Raw genomic sequence first — 18,545 nt, forward strand, 5'->3', positions numbered from 1 at the left:
ACATGCAAAAGATATTGCTGATAGAAGATAATCCGGCTATCTGCGAAAATGTGGCCGAAATACTGGAACTGGCCAACTACCAGGTGATTACGGCCTCCGATGGAAAAGAGGGCGTATCCAAAGCACTGGAGCACCTGCCCGATCTGATCGTGTGCGATATCATGATGCCGGTGCTCGACGGATACGGCGTATTACATATGCTGCACAAAAATCAGGCACTGCAAACCACTCCGTTCATTTTTCTCACTGCCAAAGCGGAGCGGGCGGATGTCAGGAAGGGAATGGAAATGGGGGCAGATGACTATATCGCCAAGCCGTTCGAAGGCACCGAACTATTGAGCGCTATTGAAAGCAGGCTGAAAAGATGCGCAGAAATAAAGCAGGATGTCACCAACGGCCTGCAGGGAGTAAACGCGCTGCTATCTGCTGCCGGCAGAGACCAGCTCGATCTGCTGAAGGAAGACCGCAACACACATCTCTATAAAAAGAAACAGAATATCTACGCTGAAGGCAATCGCCCTGAGTATCTCTACTACCTGATCAGTGGAAAGGTGAAAACTTATAAAAGGAATGACGACGGCAAAGAACTGATCGTGGGCCTTTACAACAGCGGCGATTTTCTGGGCTACAATGCGCTGCTGGAGGGTGGCAACTACCAGGAACATGCCGAAGCCATGGAAGACAGTCTGCTGGCATTGATCCCTCACCAGGATTTTGAACACCTTATTGGCAGCAATCCGGAGGTACTGGGGAAATTCATTCGTATGCTGTCGAAAGAAATGGCTGAAAAGGAACAACAACTGATAGGCCTGGCGTATAACTCCCTGCGTAAAAAAGTAGCGGAAGCATTACTGATGCTGGATAAGAAATATAATATTTCGGGAGATAAACATTTTACGATAGATATCAGCCGCGAAAACCTGGCAGCCGTGGCAGGCGTTGCCAAGGAGTCGCTGATCCGCACGCTGGGCGACTTTCGCGACGAGCGGCTGATATCAGTCAAAGAAGGACAGATCGCCGTCCTTTCAACAAAAAAACTGGCGGATATGGTAAACTGATTGATCCCTTTCAGGATGCAATAAACTGTAGAAACGACGATTTCAGATGATCATATTCCCTGATCATCTGTTCAATGGCTGTTTTAAGTCTGGCATATGAATACGGCGCGGGTATGCCGGCCGGTTGTTTCTCCAGCCACTCCAGCTGCTCTTTAATCTCATGACGCAACAGCACTAACAAATCTTCCCGCTCCAACATGGCAAGCTGAAACTCTTCCGCTTCTTCAATAAACGACCGGCGCGCCGATTCCTTCAACGCTGTAGCCAAACGATGAATCATGGAGGCGTTGTCCTCCCGCAAGGTTTTCACGTCGCTGATCCACATCCTGCAAATTTCCGTATAAGCGGGATGTTCGGGATCTCGCAATAGTTCCTCTGGCATATTTAAACAGCTAATTATAATAAGTTTGCAGCCCGTGCAAATCCTGCTCCTCTTTCCATCTTTTCAACAGGCTGCTTATTTTTTGCTGATGCATGTACATTTCGCGGATGTCGGTTTGCAACGCGGCCAGCTGTACTGCAGGATAACCCGCCGCCTGGATACTGTTTTCCTCCACAAAATCATCGATCAACGCCAGTATCGTCTTCGTCTGTAGCATAAACTCCTTTACCAGGCGGGTTACCTTACTTATATGCTCATGCCCCGGGGCCTGACCGCTGTCTCCTTTACCGGGCTTCAGCACCTGCTTCAGCTCTTCTTTCAGGTTGTGCAACACTACATTATTATAAATGCTTACTTCCCGGTAGAAATGTATGATCAGCTCATTAAAATCGTGGTGTATAGCAGGCATGTTTCCTGTTGCAGTGGTAACGCGGGCGTAAAAATCCTCTGTCCGATCCAGCACTTTCGTCGCCTGAGACATCGCCTTATCAGTAATACAGCGGTGTATTTCTTCTGCATACATGGTATTATAATCCAGCAGCCCCATTTTCATTTCCAGTAACACCTTTATTCCCGCTTTCCTTCCGTACTGCCGGTAAATAAAATTGCCATACTTCTGCAAATTCCGGATGGGAAAGAAAAGAAAACCTTCACAAAACTTACGTTGCCGGGAACCGGGCGTCAATCCGCTAAACATGATCTGCATTTTTTGAAAAAAGGAATAAAAGTATCACCGTCCAGTGTAACGGTGATACTTCTCCAACCGCACATCTCCGTTATTATTCTAATTTGCACTCTTTCGTTGAATACTGATGTAAAACTACCGTTGTTCACTATGCTGAACAATGACTGGCATTACCCGGGTAGATGATATTCGTCATCGCCGGTGATGACGCAGGTCAGTCAGGATGGGAAGATGGCCGATAATCAAGGCAGCGGAAAACAAGGAACTTCCGTACCACGCGCCCATGGCGGGTTACAACAATGGGAGGCAGCGGACTTACCGACCGGAAGTAGGGTTGCAGCTCCGCTACGGATGCCTGCTCATCTTTATCGTCGTTCACATCGGTCAGTGAGTTAATGAAGATGGCGTTTTTTCCTTTCAACGTTTGAAAATCCGTTCCTATGAAATCGAACTGCAGTGCATGCTGCCCGATGACGTTCCGGGAATATACCATCCGGCCTAGGTAGAGGTTAAGCATCGCGCTGGTTTTATAATCATCTGCAGAAAAAATAAAATCATCCGGGTACTGCGCTGCCAATGCAGTGGCACCCTCGCCAAGGCCATCCCATCCGATCATGGTATCGTCTGAATGGATCGGCACCGGGTAAAACAACACTTCCACCGCCAGCGCCAGATGTACCACCACCGAGCAGATCCACTGCCAGTATATATAGCGCCGGGTTAACCAGATACTTACCCAGATGATACCGGTAATATAAGCAGGCATCATCCAGTTGATCTTTACCCAATACACCGGGGAAATAATAAAGAAGAGCAGGAATAGCGGTGCAAAAAAACAAAGCAGGAACAATTGCTGCACAGGAATGCGCGTCCAGTGCCAACGATACTTGCGAACCAGTTTGTAACCGTAATACAACAACGCAAAAAATAACACCGGTAACAGGATCGCCGTCTGATGGCCTATCACGCCGAAGAAATCGAGCGGATGCAGTTCTGCTCCACCTACCCTTTCCGACGACTGGAACCGGAACGATGCAAAACCATTATTCACATTCCAGATCACCACTGGCAAAATGGTGATAACAAATGCCAGTATACTTAAAAAGAACCAGGGCGAATATAAATACCGGCGGTATTTGGGAGATAACAACAGGAACAGTACTGCGCCCGCAGGCAGAAACAGCGCTGTATACTTGCTATCGAACGCAAGCCCCATCGCAATTCCGGACCATATCCACCATACTTTTCGCTCTTCAAATACGGCCTTGTACATGGCTATGAGCGACAATGTCCAGCACAGCATCAGCGGCACATCGGGTGTAGATACCAGCGACAGTATCGTCACCATCAGCGTGGCATACAACAACTGCAGCCCGTTCCAGGCTTTTTCACGCGGCAGGAAATACCTGGCAAGACGGTAAAACGCCAGCAATGCCGCCACTGTAATCAGCGTATCGGCCAACTTGATGACGTATACATGTCGCCCTAACAAATCGGTAGCTCCACGCAGCAGCAGGGCAATAGCCGGTGGATGATCGAAATAGGAAAGTGCCAGGTGCTGGCCGTAGAAGTAATAGTAGGCATCCTGGGGCATCGCCCCCATCAGCCATATGAAAGAAAAACGCAGTAGTACAATAAAAGCGATGGCGGCTGCCATCCATTTATTTGCTGTGATATAGGCTAAAAAATGTTTACGCCCGGCCCGGTCATCCATATAAAGCTCCCCGTTAAGTGACAGAAAAAGTGTGATAAAGCCAACCCGCAATGTTTATGCCCCTTGCAGACATTTTTACATTGATTAACCAAAGTTCATTTTTTTTTTGCGGATTCCTTAATATTTCCTAGCTTCATGTCCCAGACCCCAAAGTATAAGTCCGAACCCCTTTGCAACAGTTTTTGGAGATGTAACCTCAAGTATCCGATTGAAAAATTTATAGCGTATGCTTTCGGACTATACGGGATCTGCACTTAATTAAAATTTCAACACTTTGTAAAACACTAACAGCAAATCCGGTCATTTTGTACTGGCATTACGTAGCCAGGGCTGTGTTATTGAGCATTTATGTGTACACCCCAGAATTCACCGAATAACGGTGTGGCTAGCTATTGTCCTGTGACTGAACGGCTGTTTATCATCCTACAACACGGATCATCATTGCTTTTATGAAAGAGCATATCATTATTAAAGTGGCAGCAAACGTGCAGGAACAACTTCCCGCCAGCATTCCCTACTGGATTGATTTTATCAATGATAAGACAACCGTGGTGGAAAGGTTCCTTCCTGACGTGGACCGCATCTTTAATGAGGTGAACCGTAAATTCTGGACCACCCGGGAATATAAACCACATACTAATGATTGGAGTGCAGACGAAATGAACGCCAGCCTGCACCTCACCTTCCGTATCATTCTGCAGCAAGATGGGAAGTTACCCGATGAAGCCATACAACGGATCGGGCAGCTTCCTTTCATTTTGCAGGTACGTACACTGCTACTGGGCACCACGGAGCTGCCCGGTGAAACAGTTGGTGCACTCTCGATGGCAGTTACAGACCCGGGGGAAATGATCTATCTCCCCTACGCCAAAGAATGGACCCATGGTGTGAAAGATGTGCGCGTAGCAGTACTCGACACCGGCGCCAATTTCACTCATCCTGAACTGGAAAATAAAATTGTGCTCAGAAAAAATTTCGTTGACCTGCAGGGACTTGATACCTCCGCATTCATTGGAGATGTGTTAAATATAGATGCGTTACCGGAAGACCAGGTAGGGCACGGTACGCATGTATCCGGTATACTGGCCGCCAGGGGATTGAAGATGAATGAAGGTGTTTGTCCTTCCTGCAGCCTGATGGTAGTACGGGTACTCGCCGCCATGAAAAGCGGCAACCGTATAGTGGGTGCAGGCATCGTAGACAATATCAACAATGGCATCAAATGGGCAGTGGATCATGGCGCCGACGTAATTAATATGAGCCTCGGTATAAAACATTCCGGTGGCGGTTTACCGCATGAAGACATTGTAAAATATGCGCTGAGTAAAAACGTAACAATTGTGGCCGCCAGTGGCAACGACGGCACCGACGAAAAATATTATCCCGGCGCACTGGACGGCGTTTTTGCAGTAGGTGCAGTGGATAGCTCCGGCCAGGTAACAGGCTTCACCTCCTATGGCGCCAACATCACCGTGGTAGCGCCAGGCGCCAACATCTACAGCTCTTACCTCAACAACGGCTATGCTCTTTCTTCCGGCACCTCGCAGGCATCACCGTTTGTAAGCGGAGCAGTAGCACTTATGAAATCGCTGGCTTATGAAAAAGGCCGCAAACTCACCAATGCTGACATCAATTATATCCTGAGAAATACATCCGACAGGCTCACCAGCAAAGTAAGGGATCAGAAGGCCGGATATGGCCTGCTCAACCTGGCAGATTCATTCAAACTGTTAAACGCTATTTTATCATAAATTCTTTAAACAAAAAGTCAATGGCAACGCTCAATTTTTTCCCTACAAACGGCGTTAAAATACGCAGAACAAATGTCACAACAAATGGCGTCACTGCTGATATTGATGCCAATGTGAAAGAGCAGCTGGTGTATCTGAATGATCTCCTGAGTAAACCCATCTATATGAAAGATGCGAACGGAGATTGGACCGGGCCGGAAGGCACACCTATCCAGGAATTTGTAACTGCCTCGCTGACAACCAGGCGCTACGGCAGCAGATATAAAGATGATCAGCAATGGGAAGACGGTAGCCTCCTGAATGGTATCTACCGGGCCATCAATGCCAACAGCTATATCAATAATGGCAGCACTACTCACTATAGCCTCGAAGAATACATCGATGCAGAAGATAAACTCTCCCTGCTGAAGTTTGATTTCTCCGACAGGCTGATGAACAACTGGAATAACCTCGACATTAATCCACGCAGCATACTCAACTATTCCGGTATCGTCAACTACCTGCTGGCAATGGGCTATAATGCCGGATACCAGGAAATAAATGGCCTTACCAATTTCATTTTTGGCAACAGGTCTGGTAACCGCAATATTATCAGCTATGCACAGGTAAGCGCCGCCCGCGAATATATCCACGCAGAGAAAGTGGATGTGGAATATAATACCGACAATAGTCAGGTTATCCAGGATATCCTCAAAGGCAATCCTTCTTTCTCCTCACAATCCTTCTACTCCTTCATACAAAAGATAGTAGAAAACCATGTGAGCAATAGCAAAGAACTGGATCTCCTGAAATACTCAAAATATTACAATGACATACCGGTTTTGATGATCCCCCGGCTCATAAAAATGATCAAAGCCTCTGTGCTGCCGGTGACCAAAACCAATATCGATACCCTGCTGCCCATTTTCATGAACGATATTGAGAATACACCCGGATGGCAGGACGATACGTCAGATTCCGATACAACCACCGACCAGAGCGCCCCGGACTTCAGCGTTACCTTCCTCGATGAAGACAATGCCGTAGTGCAGATCCTCTCCGATAATATCCGCTGCGCTGCCCAGATGTTCTACTCCATGACCCTGGGCGACGAACTGGATGTATTCAATGTGGTAAACTTCTTCACACACAAATATATGGTCAGAGGAAATATACAGATCTCTGACCTGCAACTCCGGGAAGACCTGCAGCTGTACGTTTTCTCCAATAAATTCACCAACCCCAGAACCGGTAAGATCGTAGACAGAACCCGCCCGGCTGAACGCCTTATGTTCTACAAGCAGGTGTTCAACTATGGTAATGCTCCTGTTACAGAAGATGTGGTAGTGAATAAAGAATTCCCGAAATACTGGCGCATACTCATTATGGAAGTAGCGAAGTATATTCAGAAAGCACAGGAAAGTCCTAACCCCGACAGCTATGTATCACGTCAGACAGTTATGCAGGCAGTGGAAGATCTGCAATACAACCTGTCGACTCACTGCGCCGGCATGGCAAATGTGATTTCGCCAATCATCTATGATGGGTTGTATTTTGTCATCAAACGCATACTCAGCCATCCTGAAATAGTGAAACAACTGGTGCCCGCCGGCGGTAACTGGTGGAAGGTGGTGGAACTGCTCTATGAAGGCATGAAACATCAGCGCCCGAAGACTACTATCCTTTACAATAAAGCCAAACTGGGTTATGCGATCCTTAACTCCATTGCAGATTACAACCCGGCAACATTTGAAGATGATACCCGCTACTCCACCTTTATCAGTAATGTGGATGCATTCATCATCAGCCAGGCACAGCTGCAAAACAGAGATGACGACGACGACAGCAAAGACGACACCGATCAGAAACGTATCAAAGGCCGTGATAAAGACCACGATACCGATAAAGACGACGATAAAGTGCCTGAAAAAACAACTGCGCCTGCCGGCAAGGATGAATGGGACTTTTAACAGACCAGGAATTTATTCGATTAATCACTTATTCAAAAGCATAACCAGCTATGGACATCAATGTAATACCTTCCAAAGGTCAGATAAGGGAATTTGCCAGGGCGCAGGCAAGAGAAGTATTGGGCAGCAGCGAAGTGTTCAGGAATATGCCACTGGAAGATCAGAAAAGTATCTACCTGTCGCTGATAGATGATTATACCGCCAAACAGATGAAAAAACACGGTATAGAAGAAAGTATGGCTACCGACAGCGGAAAAGATATGGGTTATAAAGGCTATGATCCCGGCTTCCAGGGAGATACTAAATCTTTCAAGGAACTGGTTGATTCGGTAGACTTCCCCAAATTTGTGGCAGACCTGCTGAAAGCAGTGTTCGACGCCAATCTTAAAGTAATGAAAACACAAACAGACAGCTATATAAAACTGATGAAAGAAGCCACCAAATCTACCGCCGACTTCATCAAAAAAGTAAAAGACGATGATACTTTTGCAAGGCTGGCTGAATCAAGAAGTGATAAATACAACGTCATCACAGAAAAGCAACCCGATGGCAGCTCCAAACTGGCGCTCACCAATCCTGAAGGAGAAAAACACGATCTCGAAGATGCCGAAGTAAAAAAACATATCCTCGAGGCAAAAATAAATATGGCTAAAGAACACCGTGCCGCATTGCGGGAAGTACTGCTCATGGGTGTAACCCGCCTCGTGGTGGAAAAAGGTGAAATAGACGCACAGGTAGAATTCAGCATCAAGGCTACACGCGCCAGCACCGCGCACCACGACGATCAGAACATCAATACCGTGAACACACATGTCGAAGCAGACGGAGGGATACTCGGTTCTATATTCGGAGGACCAAGCATGACCACCGATATCACCAACACCAATATACAGGTAAACACTTCCGACAAAAAGGCTACAGACGATCTCACCGCTAACCTCAAGGGACATGTAAATATCAAGTTCAAAACAGATTATTTCAAACTGGACAACTTCGCCAACATGTATGCAGATGGTGGCGTAGCAGCCCTGAAACCAGCTGGCGCAGCACCCGCTATTGCAGCTCCCGCCGCAGCACCCCGTTAATAATCTTTCATTATGAGCCTGGCTATTTTACATTGGGAATCGGCAGACAACCATAGCTATCATTTTAAGATAGATATAGGTACCAACAATTACTACCGGTTCAAGATAGGCAAGCAGATTATCACCAGGGCGGGAATCAGATGGGTGGATGATATTTCGAAAGTGACACCTTTCCAGCAAAAAAGGAAGCTCACCTTCCTGGGAGATAGTGAAGAAGAAGTAGCACTGCCCAAAAAGTATTTTGACCGCGAAAACTGCTTCGTACAGCTGTATAGTGCGAAAGACAACAACGGCAAATCGCCGGCAGTTTCCAAAGTGATCAGAGTACCTGTTGCCATGCAGCAGATCAATACAATGCACTTTAACCTCTCATCATCAGCAAGTACTATGATGGATACCATAGATTTCAACCCCGTAAGAAATATATCAGCCGAACAACAATTGCTGTCGCAGCAAACCTCCATAGAAGATATCCTCGGAGGCCTTGTAAGAGCAGTATTGCCCGCGGCCATCAGTTACCTGAACCCACAGGGAACGGGCACTGCTACACCTACGCCCGGTAATGGCGCTACCAACAGCAGCACCAGCATGCTTACCAGTTTACTTGGTGCTGTACTGCGTGCCGTAGCGCCATCTATACCTGGGTTCAGCGGACAACAGTCTGTAAGCTATGCTGCCGAAAGCGATAACCGCTTCGGCAATTACAGCGACGCCGGGCCTGATAACAACCAGTTCTCAAAACCCTTTGTATTCGGCATCGACGACGCGCTACTCGCCAGCATGGCCGGACCTATCATCCAGCAGGGTTTACAGCTGCTGCCACAACTCGTGAATGCAGCCAATCAGCACAAACTACAAACGCTGCAGGCCAACAACCAGTTAATGAGCACACTGGCAGGCGATGTACAACGCAGGATGATGATGCAGCAACTGATGCAGAACCAGCCCGCCGCAGGAGGAGGAGCGCCCAATATCGATCCTGCAGTACTGGCGCAATTATTGGCCCAGTTGCAGAACACACAGCCCCAGCCTGCTCCTGCCCCCGCTGCCGCACAATCGCTGTCACTGGACAATGCCGCCTACTCACTCAGCAATGGAGTCATACTTACTTTCGAATCGCTGAAACTAACGCCGCATAATGGCAAAGACGTATTGCTGCTGCAACCGGCTGATAAGATCCTCTTTAAAATAAAACTGAATGTTAGTTCATCTCCCAAAAAACCTTTACCACGGGCGATCTATACATTTTATTTCAAAGATCCTGCTACCAAACAACTCCTGCTGGAAAAAACATTCCGGAAAAAAGATATAATGGCCAATATCATTATGGAGTTTGAATTCCTGAAGAATGAAATAAGCAGTATCCCACTGAACAAGAACATCGAAATATTCGCAGAAATGCGGTGGAAAACATCCGGGGAAAAAATATATAAGGCGATCGGCAACACCAGCGCCGTTTTTGTTCAGCAATACTTTGTGCAAAGCCAGGGAGAAGCCGTTTCCGGTGAAAAAGAACTGACCGACATGAAGGTATACCGCTCTTTCTGGAATAAGGTATGGCAGTCGCCCTCACTGGGAAAATCAAAATCACTCTGGGAACTGAATGTAGATGCCAGGTATACGGTTTCTCTGTCTGCCGATCACACATCTAACGGTGTCACCCCTACGAAGTTATCAATAGATGAAAAAGATAAAGAAAGTCTTACCGACACTACCTCCGGCAGAATGAAAGCCGGGATAGAGCTCAGCATCACAGAGCTTAACAAACTGCTCGGCGGCTGGGACGGTAATTCCCCGCTGCCGGATGAACAGCTCAGTGCCATCAGGAATACCGGGTTTGCAAGATCCAATACAGCAGAAATGATCTATAACATCAAATTGAGAGGCAGAACGTATGAACAGGGCATGGTATGGATAGTGCCTGTGTTCAGGCTTTTTGAGATTACGCTGGGAAAAGTGGAATCACTTAGTCCGGAAGGATATGTAAACCAGGCAACGAGTACTAAAGTAAAATTCCCCTTGCCCGTAAGTGTCAGAATATTGGGTATCAAATCAAATAATCAATAAGCATATGGACTATCCTTATATATATAGCTTGTCTGACGACGACAACAGCGAAACAAAGCACGACGATGATGCGGAGGCCTACAAATTTGAAGGCTTTGAGATTGAAGTAAATGTGAAGGTGGTATTGAATCCCGTCACAAAAATCAAAGCATCATGATGGACGAAGCATTTATCTCCTTCGGAGAAATCGTAGATAAGTTGCTGAGCATCCCCGGCGATTTTACAGACGAAGAAAATGGTGTTCATTCCTACATCTATGAAATAGAAATAGGCACGCCGGTGGAACTGGATATCAGTGTAGACGACAACGGCAAAGTAACAATAGGCAGCGTGCCTCCGATGTACCGGGTAAGTACCAGTTTTTTACCGTCTTACCACAGTATTACCATCAAAGCTGAAAAATATATCGCACCGGAAAATGGCGAATGAAAACAAATACTGGAACCTTGAAGACTTTGTAGACTCGCTGGTAGTGGAGCTGGATAAAACCCGCGAAACACTGGCCATCAAAGCGATCAATAAACCGCTAACATACACGGTGAAGGATCTGGCTATTGATCTCAACATCTTCCCAACTTTCGATGGCGACACCATCAGGTTCATCACCGCACAGCCAGGCCAGCAGGGAGCTTCGAAAGTGAATATACAGCTGGGATCTATTACCGATCAGCAGGTGAGGGCTACTACGAAAATTTCAGGATTGAAGAACGATACTAATATAGAAGATATAGGAGTAGATCAGAAAACACTCAGTAAATTACGCAAGATGGGCGTCAATTCAGTGGATGACCTGCAGCAGATAGAAAAAAAACAGGTGGATATACAACGGGCATCCGATAATGAAATTGATTACAAAACACTCGCTAACCAGATCCAGAAATCCAGGCGGAACATGACCCCTCCGAAAGTAAAGGGAGTAAGCCTTTCACTGGATGAAGACAAGCGCCCCTACCTGCACGTAAAAGGTGAAAACTTCACGCTTGATCCTAAATATCCTCCGGTAACGGTGATCAACAACCAACTGGCGGAAGTAATGGAATTCAATGCCAATGAAGTAAAGATATTTCTGAATAAACAACATATCACACAAAATGAATCAGAGCTGATCATGACATTTGATCCTTATACTTTGGTAAAAATGAATATCCGGATCTAAAATGCTAACAGTATATGAAGAAGAAACAAACACCTTACACCTGCTACGATGACATGCTGAGTGATTACTACGGCTGTCATCGCCCACCCAGGAAGAAAAGGAAGACACTGACGATGAGTTTTGACAATGGTGAAATAATACCGGGGAAAGACAGCGAGCCTTTCCGGGAATATATTGTAGCAACCTCTCAGGACAAGGACGGGGATGCTTTTGATGAATACGTTGTACAGTCATATTCCGTTGCAGAAGATAAAAACGACGAAGAATATGTAGTACAATCATTTTCGTATAGTAATGATAGTTATGAATCTCCCTACCAGGGAACCGACTTCATATCTACCTCCTCTACCGTCAGCAAGAACCAGGATCTGCAAACCGATGTGCTGGACCCGCTATCCACCGAAAAGGCCGCGGACCTGCCTTCACCCGATAAACCAGATACAGATGCACTGATCAACGATATTAAAAATATACAACAACAAAGCCCTGCAACCAGCAGCGTTCCTGCTGATAACAGTGGCTCATTATCCTCCAGTGAGGAAGAAATAGTGAACGATCTGCAGGCTATACTTTCCGGAAAAAAAGTATACGACCCTGCTTCAAAGAAAACCGTGAATCGCGACGAGCTTGGCAAACAACAATCTATTGACGACAGCAAAGCGGCGCCAGCCAACGATCCTGGCTTCAAGAATGAGCATGCCATTTTTGACCGCATCGCGCAGAACATGAAGTATGCCAACGCCTACGACCTCGGTACTATACAGGTGAATACAGAAGAATTGAACAATCGTTTCAATGAATTCGATAAAGTGCCGGATGCACCGCCCAGGCGTCCCACACCTCCGGCAGCACCTGCACCTACTCCTGTGAGCCAGCAGGAAGACTTTGACCCCTCCGAATTCATACGCGACCTCGATGAAATGCGCAAACAAGGTCAAAGCCAACCCGTAGCTACGGTGGAAGCGCAACCGGCGCCCAGTACACAGATGAGCCCTCCGGGCGCCACTACGCCGGAATTCCCTCCCAGGCCCACTAACTTACGCCCGATAACCACACAGGAACGCGCCGCTGAATTTGGCACCTTTGCGTATGTGGCGGACCCAACTACTTTCAATGGCGATGGTATCCGTGTAACGGATAATTGGGTACACGATAATATAACGAGTGTTAACATACCACAACTAAATGGCAAGCTGGCGAACGGACGGCCCATACAACATGGCGCCATCCTCTTTCACCGGGCGGGGGCCGACAGGCTGCAACGCCTCTGGGCAGCGTGGGAAGCCGCGGGGCTGCTGGACAGGATACTTTCCTTTGAAGGCGGATACGCAGCGCGCTTCATACGGCACACCGAAGGCCGCAGTCCAAGACCACTGAGCAATCACTCATGGGGCACTGCCTTCGACATCAATGCAGCAGAAAACCCATTTGGCCAGGAACCTGCACAGATGGGCCATACAGGCTGCGTAAGAGAGCTGGTGGCCATCGCTAATCAAAATGGGTTCTTCTGGGGAGGTCATTTCAGCGGACATAAAGATGGGATGCATTTTGAACTAGGCAAAGCAATTTAATTTTTTCAGCTATACAATCCGTTTAAAATGGAAAACCGCTTCATCGAAATAGACAGCCAGCTTGGCGCAAAGCGCAGGCGCAATGGTTATGCCCGTGCTGCCTCTATTGTAGATAGATTTGCTAATTCATTTGATGCCGTAGACTACACCATACCTGGTGTTATCACCCCGCTACGACAGCCTACCGGCATGGTATGCTGGGCTACTGTTGCCACCATGATGATCAGCTGGCGGAGGCAGATGGCTTTCTCGATTGAAACTGCCATGGGTAACATTGGACCTATTTATCTTACAAAATTCAGGAACAACCAGGGCCTCAGCGCTGCTGAAAAAATACCATTTCTGCAGGCTGCCGGAATGCAGTTCGAATACCCGCAAAGCCTCAATGTTACCGGCTGGGAACATTTGCTGCGCACTTACGGGCCGCTGTGGGTGACTACCGCCGAAGGCTCCGATGCCAACTTTGGCATACATGCGCGTATCGTAACAGCTATCAGGGGCAATGGCAACGCCCAGGATACACAACTCACCATCATTGACCCTGCAAGAGGAAACTCTTACCAGGAAAGATTTTCCGAATTCCTTACAAAATTTGAAAGAGAAGTACGCGTAAGCCAGGCATGGGATGGCAGAATACAGATCGTACACTTCGCTGCAGGAACAGCTACTGCTCATTCTTTAACAGATGATACCTATACGGAAACAATGTCCGTTGTTTCATCGAGGGGCGTAGATCTCATTAAAAGACTGGAAGGGTTCAGGGCACAGCGGTACAACGACCAGGCCGGCCACTGCACCATCGGTTACGGTACATTGATTCATAAAGGTAATTGCAATGGCAGTGATGCTTCCGAACAGCCCTATCTCAACGGCGTCGATGAAGCAAGAGCTACAGAGTTGCTAACAGCGCGCCTTAACAACTTTCAGCAGGCCGTTAACCAACAGGTAACGGTAACGCTCAACCAGAACCAGTTCGATGCCCTCGTAAGTTTTGTATACAACATTGGTGTCGATAACTTCAGGCGATCCACCTTACTCAGGTTACTCAATCAGGGCAATTACAGCGCCGTTCCTACCGAAATGCGCAAGTGGGTAAAAATAAGGCAACACGGAGCACTGACAGACTCGCAGGGGCTTATCAACCGCCGCAATGCTGAAATAGAGCTGTACAATGCACCTGTGGCAAGTGGAGCACAATCGTTCTCCTTGGATTATAATGGTTATATGGATGAAGCTGCGACACTCGCGGAAGACTTCTCCGTACAATCAGATTTTATTCAGCAATATGGCCAGAATGCAGCAGACAGTATGCGTCAAACACGTGTACCCGCGTCCGTTACCCTGGCACAGGCGGCACTGGAATCCGGCTGGGGCAGGCATGCACCCGGCTTCAACTTCTTTGGCATTAAAGCTGGTTCCAGCTGGACAGGTGCAACGCAGCTGCTAACCACCACAGAAGTACACAGCGATAACGATCGCAGCAGGCATCCTTATCCGGAAGTCATCTCCATAGAACAATTCACCGACAGTAATGGTAATGTAAAATACAGATGGAGAGTAAAAGATAACTTCAGGTCATATGCGAACGCGGCAGAGAGCTTCACCGATCACGGCAACTTCCTTGTCAATAACAGCAGGTACCGGGCAGCATTCAGTCATACAGATGACGGGCGGCAGTTCGCCAGAGAAATCGCACGTGCAGGATACGCCACCGATCCGAATTATGGCAACACCCTTGTTCAGCTCATCGATCGTAACAACCTTACCCGTTTTGATGTGCAACAGGCAACGCCGGCCGCTCCGGCACCAGCCGTATCAGGAGCCAACAGCAGTACTATACAGGAATTCGCAGGCGACATTCTTTCCGGACCCGGCAGGGCACTTATTCCGCAACCAGTACGGCAACAGCTGCAGTACATCAGGGAGCATGGAAATTATACACTGAATGGCAATACCTTCACGCCCTCACTCCCATTGCTGCAAAGCATCACCCAGATCATGTACTTCTCGCTGGATCATAACACAACCGCCAATCCGGCCTTCAGTATCCTCAGTTATATACGACCGGCATCATCCCACCATTCCAATGGTACCGCTGTTGATATCAGTCATATTGATGGAAAACGCATAGATGTGCGTAACCAGCAGCAATGCCTGGATGCCGTAATCGTGGCCATCAACAACCTGGCCCCGGGCAGCTATGCATTAGGATTGCCCAGGCCGCCGTACGCCGACGGAGCAGGTGCTGACCACGACTTCACCACTTACAACAGGCATATCACCGTATATAACGACACACATCCTCCTACCCTGATGACACAATACCAGGATCTGCCCACCACAGGCAATTTCTTCCTCCCTAACCGCTGGAACGAACATTCGCCTACCGGCAGCACCGCTACCGACTTGAATCATATCACCAATGAAACATCGCGCAACGCTATACGCACTGCTATCAATAATGCCCAGGGAAGAGGCGTAAACATCCGCTATTTGTTTGCGGATGCCCTGGATCACCTGCATATACAGGCGTTGTAATAGATTGATGCAGGAAATAAATCAGTCCATCTTCAGGCTGGCGACAGGATTGGCGCCAGCCGCTTTCAGCGACTGTAAGCCCACTGTGGCAAAGGCGATCAGAAGAGTACCGGCGCCTGCCATTGCAAACAGGTACCAGCTCACATCCGTGCGGTAAGCAAAGTCGCGCAGCCAATATTCCAGCAGATACCAGGCTATCGGGCTGGCAATGGAAATGGAAATGATGACCAGTATAAGAAAATCTTTCGATAATAAACCTACAATACTACTCACACTCGCTCCCAATACTTTACGGATACCAATTTCCTTCACCCGCTGCTCGGTCATATACACCGTCAGCGCCAGTAACCCCATGATGGAAATAAGTATGGAAACAAGCGTAAATACATGTACAATATGCTGCAAGCGGTTGTAGTCATTAAACAGGCGCTGGAAGTTGTCGTCCAGAAACGAGTACCGGAGCGGAATACCCGGTTCCACGGTTTCCCATAAACGGCCAATGGCCGCTATTGTTTTTTCCAGGTTCGCTGTTCTTACTTTCAGTAACAGCGAGCCTCCCGACATATACGTACAATGTGCATTGGAAATACTGTACAATGTTGGAGCAATATAACTGTCGAAGCCCACCACCTGGAAGTCTTTCACTACCCCCACAATCTGGTAAGGCACACTGTCGCACGCCGCAAAACGGATCAGCGAACCTACCGGATCTTTTATGCCCAGCCGCTTTGCGGCAGTTTCGTTGATGATAGCGGTATTGTCCAGATCTTCCGGATGACTATCCATAAATGTCCGCCCTTTCAATACCAGTATGCTCAGCGTCCGGAAGAAATCGGTGCTCACCCTCACCGAAGTAAGTGAGAGGGAATTTCCTTCATAATGAAATCCCACATGCGAGGTATCCATCACACTGCCCGGCACTGATGTTGTTTTCGACACCAGCTCTACACCGGGAATGTCCAATAACTTTACTCTGGTTCCTTCAAAGTTTTCTTCCCGGGTACGTTGCCCCGCTTCCACCTGTATCACCTGCTGAGGATTGAAGCCAATATCCCGGTGTTTCATAAAGTCCATCTGGTGAGCCATTACCTGTACACTAACGATGAAGAAAACAGATACAGTGAACTGCAATACAATCAGGGAATGGCTAAAGCGCTTCCCACCCGCACCAGGTTTGAACGCACCTTTCAGCATGGCTGCAGCCTGCTGACGGGCAAACATCAGCGCAGGATATAAACCGGAGATCAGTATAATGGCCAGCAACGCCGCCCCGCATTGCAGCAACATGTTGTAGGAAAATAACCGGAAGAGTGACAACGACAAGTCGAACATACGGTTAAATGCAGGCAGCAACGCCAGGCACAGTAACAACGCCAGCGCCAGACTGAGTAAACACTGGAAGGCTACTTCCAGCAGGAACTGCGTCACTACCTGGTGACGCGCGGATCCCATTATTTTTCGTACACCCACCTCCCTGGCCCTTCTCAGAGTTTTCACCAGCATCAGGTTTCCTGAGTTGAGCGCACCACTCAACAGCAACAAGCCCGCAAGCGATAGCAGTATCATGGTTGTTTTAAATGGACTTTTACCGAACCTGGGGAAATTGTGTATATCGGCAATGGGTTCCGCCATCAGGGATGGATGATGGCCGCTCTTCAGATAGGCCTCATAAGACTGACTACCGGTTTTCAGATGATGATCATAAAAAGCAGTATTGATCTTGCTTTCCAGTGCGGATACTGCAGCCGGCTTACGTAAACGCACATACGTAGTATAAGATATATTTCCCCAGCCAGTTACCTGACCCATAAAGGGATCACGTAATATAAGTGCTGTATGAAGATGGGAAGGAATATCGGGCACCTCCAAAACGCCGGTCACCGTGAACGGCACCTTGTTGTACACCATGATCATTTTCCCGATAGGATCAGTATTACCAAATAGCTTACGGCCAAGTGCCGGGGTTATCAGGGCGGAATTAGGCTGATTAAAAGCGGTAGTCCTGTTGCCTGCCAGTAATTTGTAGGGGAATACCTGGAGAAAGCTACTATCGGCCATTACCACATCTTTCTGATACACTTTATTATCCCCGGCGCCTATCAGTACTTCGTAGTTGCCGGAAGGTTGTACATGGGTATAAACTGCTATGTCGGTCACATGTTCCTGCAGCAGCTGTGCTGTAAGAACCGGCACATTTTTATTATCGTAGCTCCCCTCCTCCTGCGAGGAAATTCTGTAAACACTTTGCAGGTTTGGATCCCAGCGATCGTAACTCAACTCATGGTTAACGTATAACAGGATAATGATGAAACCAGCAAGACTGATAGCCAATCCACCTATATTGATGGAAGATGTGAACTTACTTTTTATCAGATTTCGGAAGGCAATCTTGCAATAGTTCCTGAACATTTCATACGATTTTGCCCAATAAAAATAAAAAGGATGCCGGAAGTTTTTATAACTGACTATCAGGAAATTACACAAACTATATTCCGCCTATAACGTTCGCTTTCAGACAGGTGTGTCCGCTAATGGACAGCTGTTTCCCGGAAGCGCTTATGTACTGCCTGATTATTTGTAAATTTAAAG

Annotated in this window: 14 protein-coding genes; 10 read left to right on the top strand and 4 right to left on the bottom strand. The window is 47.6% G+C overall.

The features are described from left to right. Positions 1-2: 2 nt before the first annotated feature. A complete protein-coding gene (locus tag UNH61_RS23085) occupies positions 3-1,058 on the top strand; it encodes a response regulator (protein ID WP_326994376.1) in 1,056 nt (351 codons plus the stop codon). A 10-nt stretch (positions 1,059-1,068) separates the two neighbouring features. On the opposite strand, the gene UNH61_RS23090 is transcribed toward UNH61_RS23085, so the two are convergent. The 3 genes from UNH61_RS23090 to UNH61_RS23100 form a co-directional block, all read right to left on the bottom strand. Further along, on the bottom strand, positions 1,069-1,440 hold the full coding sequence (locus tag UNH61_RS23090; RefSeq protein WP_326994377.1) for a hypothetical protein: 372 nt from the start codon (positions 1,438-1,440) through the stop codon (positions 1,069-1,071). Between the two features lie 10 nt (positions 1,441-1,450). Further along, positions 1,451-2,137, bottom strand: a complete 687-nt coding sequence (locus tag UNH61_RS23095; RefSeq protein WP_326994378.1) for a hypothetical protein — start codon at positions 2,135-2,137, stop codon at positions 1,451-1,453. 202 nt (positions 2,138-2,339) lie between these two features. Next, positions 2,340-3,839 carry a glycosyltransferase family 39 protein gene (locus UNH61_RS23100; protein WP_326994379.1) on the bottom strand — a complete coding sequence of 500 codons (1,500 nt, stop codon included), beginning with the start codon at positions 3,837-3,839 and terminating at the stop codon, positions 2,340-2,342. A 449-nt stretch (positions 3,840-4,288) separates the two neighbouring features. Between UNH61_RS23100 and UNH61_RS23105 the strand changes: the two genes are divergently transcribed. Genes UNH61_RS23105 through UNH61_RS23145 form a run of 9 tightly spaced genes read left to right on the top strand, consistent with a single transcriptional unit; the run spans position 4,289 to position 15,956 of the window. Next, a complete protein-coding gene (locus tag UNH61_RS23105; RefSeq protein ID WP_326994380.1) occupies positions 4,289-5,590 on the top strand; it encodes a S8 family serine peptidase in 1,302 nt (433 codons plus the stop codon). A 20-nt stretch (positions 5,591-5,610) separates the two neighbouring features. Next, a complete protein-coding gene (locus UNH61_RS23110; RefSeq protein ID WP_339071570.1) occupies positions 5,611-7,539 on the top strand; it encodes a hypothetical protein in 1,929 nt (642 codons plus the stop codon). Positions 7,540-7,589: 50 nt separating this feature from the next. Next, positions 7,590-8,624 (top strand): hypothetical protein, encoded by a 1,035-nt coding sequence (locus UNH61_RS23115; protein ID WP_326994382.1) that lies wholly within the window; start codon positions 7,590-7,592, stop codon positions 8,622-8,624. A 12-nt stretch (positions 8,625-8,636) separates the two neighbouring features. After that, complete coding sequence (locus tag UNH61_RS23120; protein WP_326994383.1) at positions 8,637-10,691, top strand: hypothetical protein; 2,055 nt, start codon at positions 8,637-8,639, stop codon at positions 10,689-10,691. A gap of 4 nt (positions 10,692-10,695) precedes the next feature. Further along, positions 10,696-10,848 (top strand): hypothetical protein, encoded by a 153-nt coding sequence (locus UNH61_RS23125; RefSeq protein ID WP_326994384.1) that lies wholly within the window; start codon positions 10,696-10,698, stop codon positions 10,846-10,848. Continuing rightward, positions 10,845-11,120 carry a hypothetical protein gene (locus UNH61_RS23130; RefSeq protein ID WP_326994385.1) on the top strand — a complete coding sequence of 92 codons (276 nt, stop codon included), beginning with the start codon at positions 10,845-10,847 and terminating at the stop codon, positions 11,118-11,120. The genes UNH61_RS23125 and UNH61_RS23130 overlap by 4 nt, the downstream gene beginning before the upstream one ends. Then, positions 11,110-11,847: a hypothetical protein gene (locus tag UNH61_RS23135; RefSeq protein ID WP_326994386.1), complete on the top strand. Its 738-nt coding sequence runs from the start codon at positions 11,110-11,112 to the stop codon at positions 11,845-11,847. Before UNH61_RS23130 ends, UNH61_RS23135 begins: the two co-directional genes overlap by 11 nt. A 14-nt stretch (positions 11,848-11,861) precedes the next feature. Further along, entirely contained in the window at positions 11,862-13,418 is a 1,557-nt protein-coding gene (locus UNH61_RS23140) for a M15 family metallopeptidase (protein ID WP_326994387.1), read from the top strand. Between the two features lie 27 nt (positions 13,419-13,445). After that, positions 13,446-15,956: a glucosaminidase domain-containing protein gene (locus UNH61_RS23145; protein WP_326994388.1), complete on the top strand. Its 2,511-nt coding sequence runs from the start codon at positions 13,446-13,448 to the stop codon at positions 15,954-15,956. A gap of 21 nt (positions 15,957-15,977) precedes the next feature. Here UNH61_RS23145 and UNH61_RS23150 read toward each other — a convergent pair whose 3' ends face one another. Continuing rightward, entirely contained in the window at positions 15,978-18,365 is a 2,388-nt protein-coding gene (locus UNH61_RS23150; RefSeq protein ID WP_326994389.1) for an ABC transporter permease, read from the bottom strand. Between the last annotated feature and the right edge of the window lie 180 nt (positions 18,366-18,545).

The organism is Chitinophaga sp. 180180018-3 (assembly GCF_037893185.1).
GTDB lineage: Bacteria > Bacteroidota > Bacteroidia > Chitinophagales > Chitinophagaceae > Chitinophaga.

Bases quoted from the DNA above. Each gene is read 5' to 3' on its own strand.
- UNH61_RS23085 (WP_326994376.1), top strand. From the start codon at position 3: ATGCAAAAGATATTGCTGATAGAAGATAATCCGGCTATCTGCGAAAAT.
- UNH61_RS23090 (WP_326994377.1), bottom strand. From the start codon at position 1,440: ATGCCAGAGGAACTATTGCGAGATCCCGAACATCCCGCTTATACGGAA.
- UNH61_RS23095 (WP_326994378.1), bottom strand. From the start codon at position 2,137: ATGTTTAGCGGATTGACGCCCGGTTCCCGGCAACGTAAGTTTTGTGAA.
- UNH61_RS23100 (WP_326994379.1), bottom strand. From the start codon at position 3,839: ATGGATGACCGGGCCGGGCGTAAACATTTTTTAGCCTATATCACAGCA.
- UNH61_RS23105 (WP_326994380.1), top strand. From the start codon at position 4,289: ATGAAAGAGCATATCATTATTAAAGTGGCAGCAAACGTGCAGGAACAA.
- UNH61_RS23110 (WP_339071570.1), top strand. From the start codon at position 5,611: ATGGCAACGCTCAATTTTTTCCCTACAAACGGCGTTAAAATACGCAGA.
- UNH61_RS23115 (WP_326994382.1), top strand. From the start codon at position 7,590: ATGGACATCAATGTAATACCTTCCAAAGGTCAGATAAGGGAATTTGCC.
- UNH61_RS23120 (WP_326994383.1), top strand. From the start codon at position 8,637: ATGAGCCTGGCTATTTTACATTGGGAATCGGCAGACAACCATAGCTAT.
- UNH61_RS23125 (WP_326994384.1), top strand. From the start codon at position 10,696: ATGGACTATCCTTATATATATAGCTTGTCTGACGACGACAACAGCGAA.
- UNH61_RS23130 (WP_326994385.1), top strand. From the start codon at position 10,845: ATGATGGACGAAGCATTTATCTCCTTCGGAGAAATCGTAGATAAGTTG.
- UNH61_RS23135 (WP_326994386.1), top strand. From the start codon at position 11,110: ATGGCGAATGAAAACAAATACTGGAACCTTGAAGACTTTGTAGACTCG.
- UNH61_RS23140 (WP_326994387.1), top strand. From the start codon at position 11,862: ATGAAGAAGAAACAAACACCTTACACCTGCTACGATGACATGCTGAGT.
- UNH61_RS23145 (WP_326994388.1), top strand. From the start codon at position 13,446: ATGGAAAACCGCTTCATCGAAATAGACAGCCAGCTTGGCGCAAAGCGC.
- UNH61_RS23150 (WP_326994389.1), bottom strand. From the start codon at position 18,365: ATGTTCAGGAACTATTGCAAGATTGCCTTCCGAAATCTGATAAAAAGT.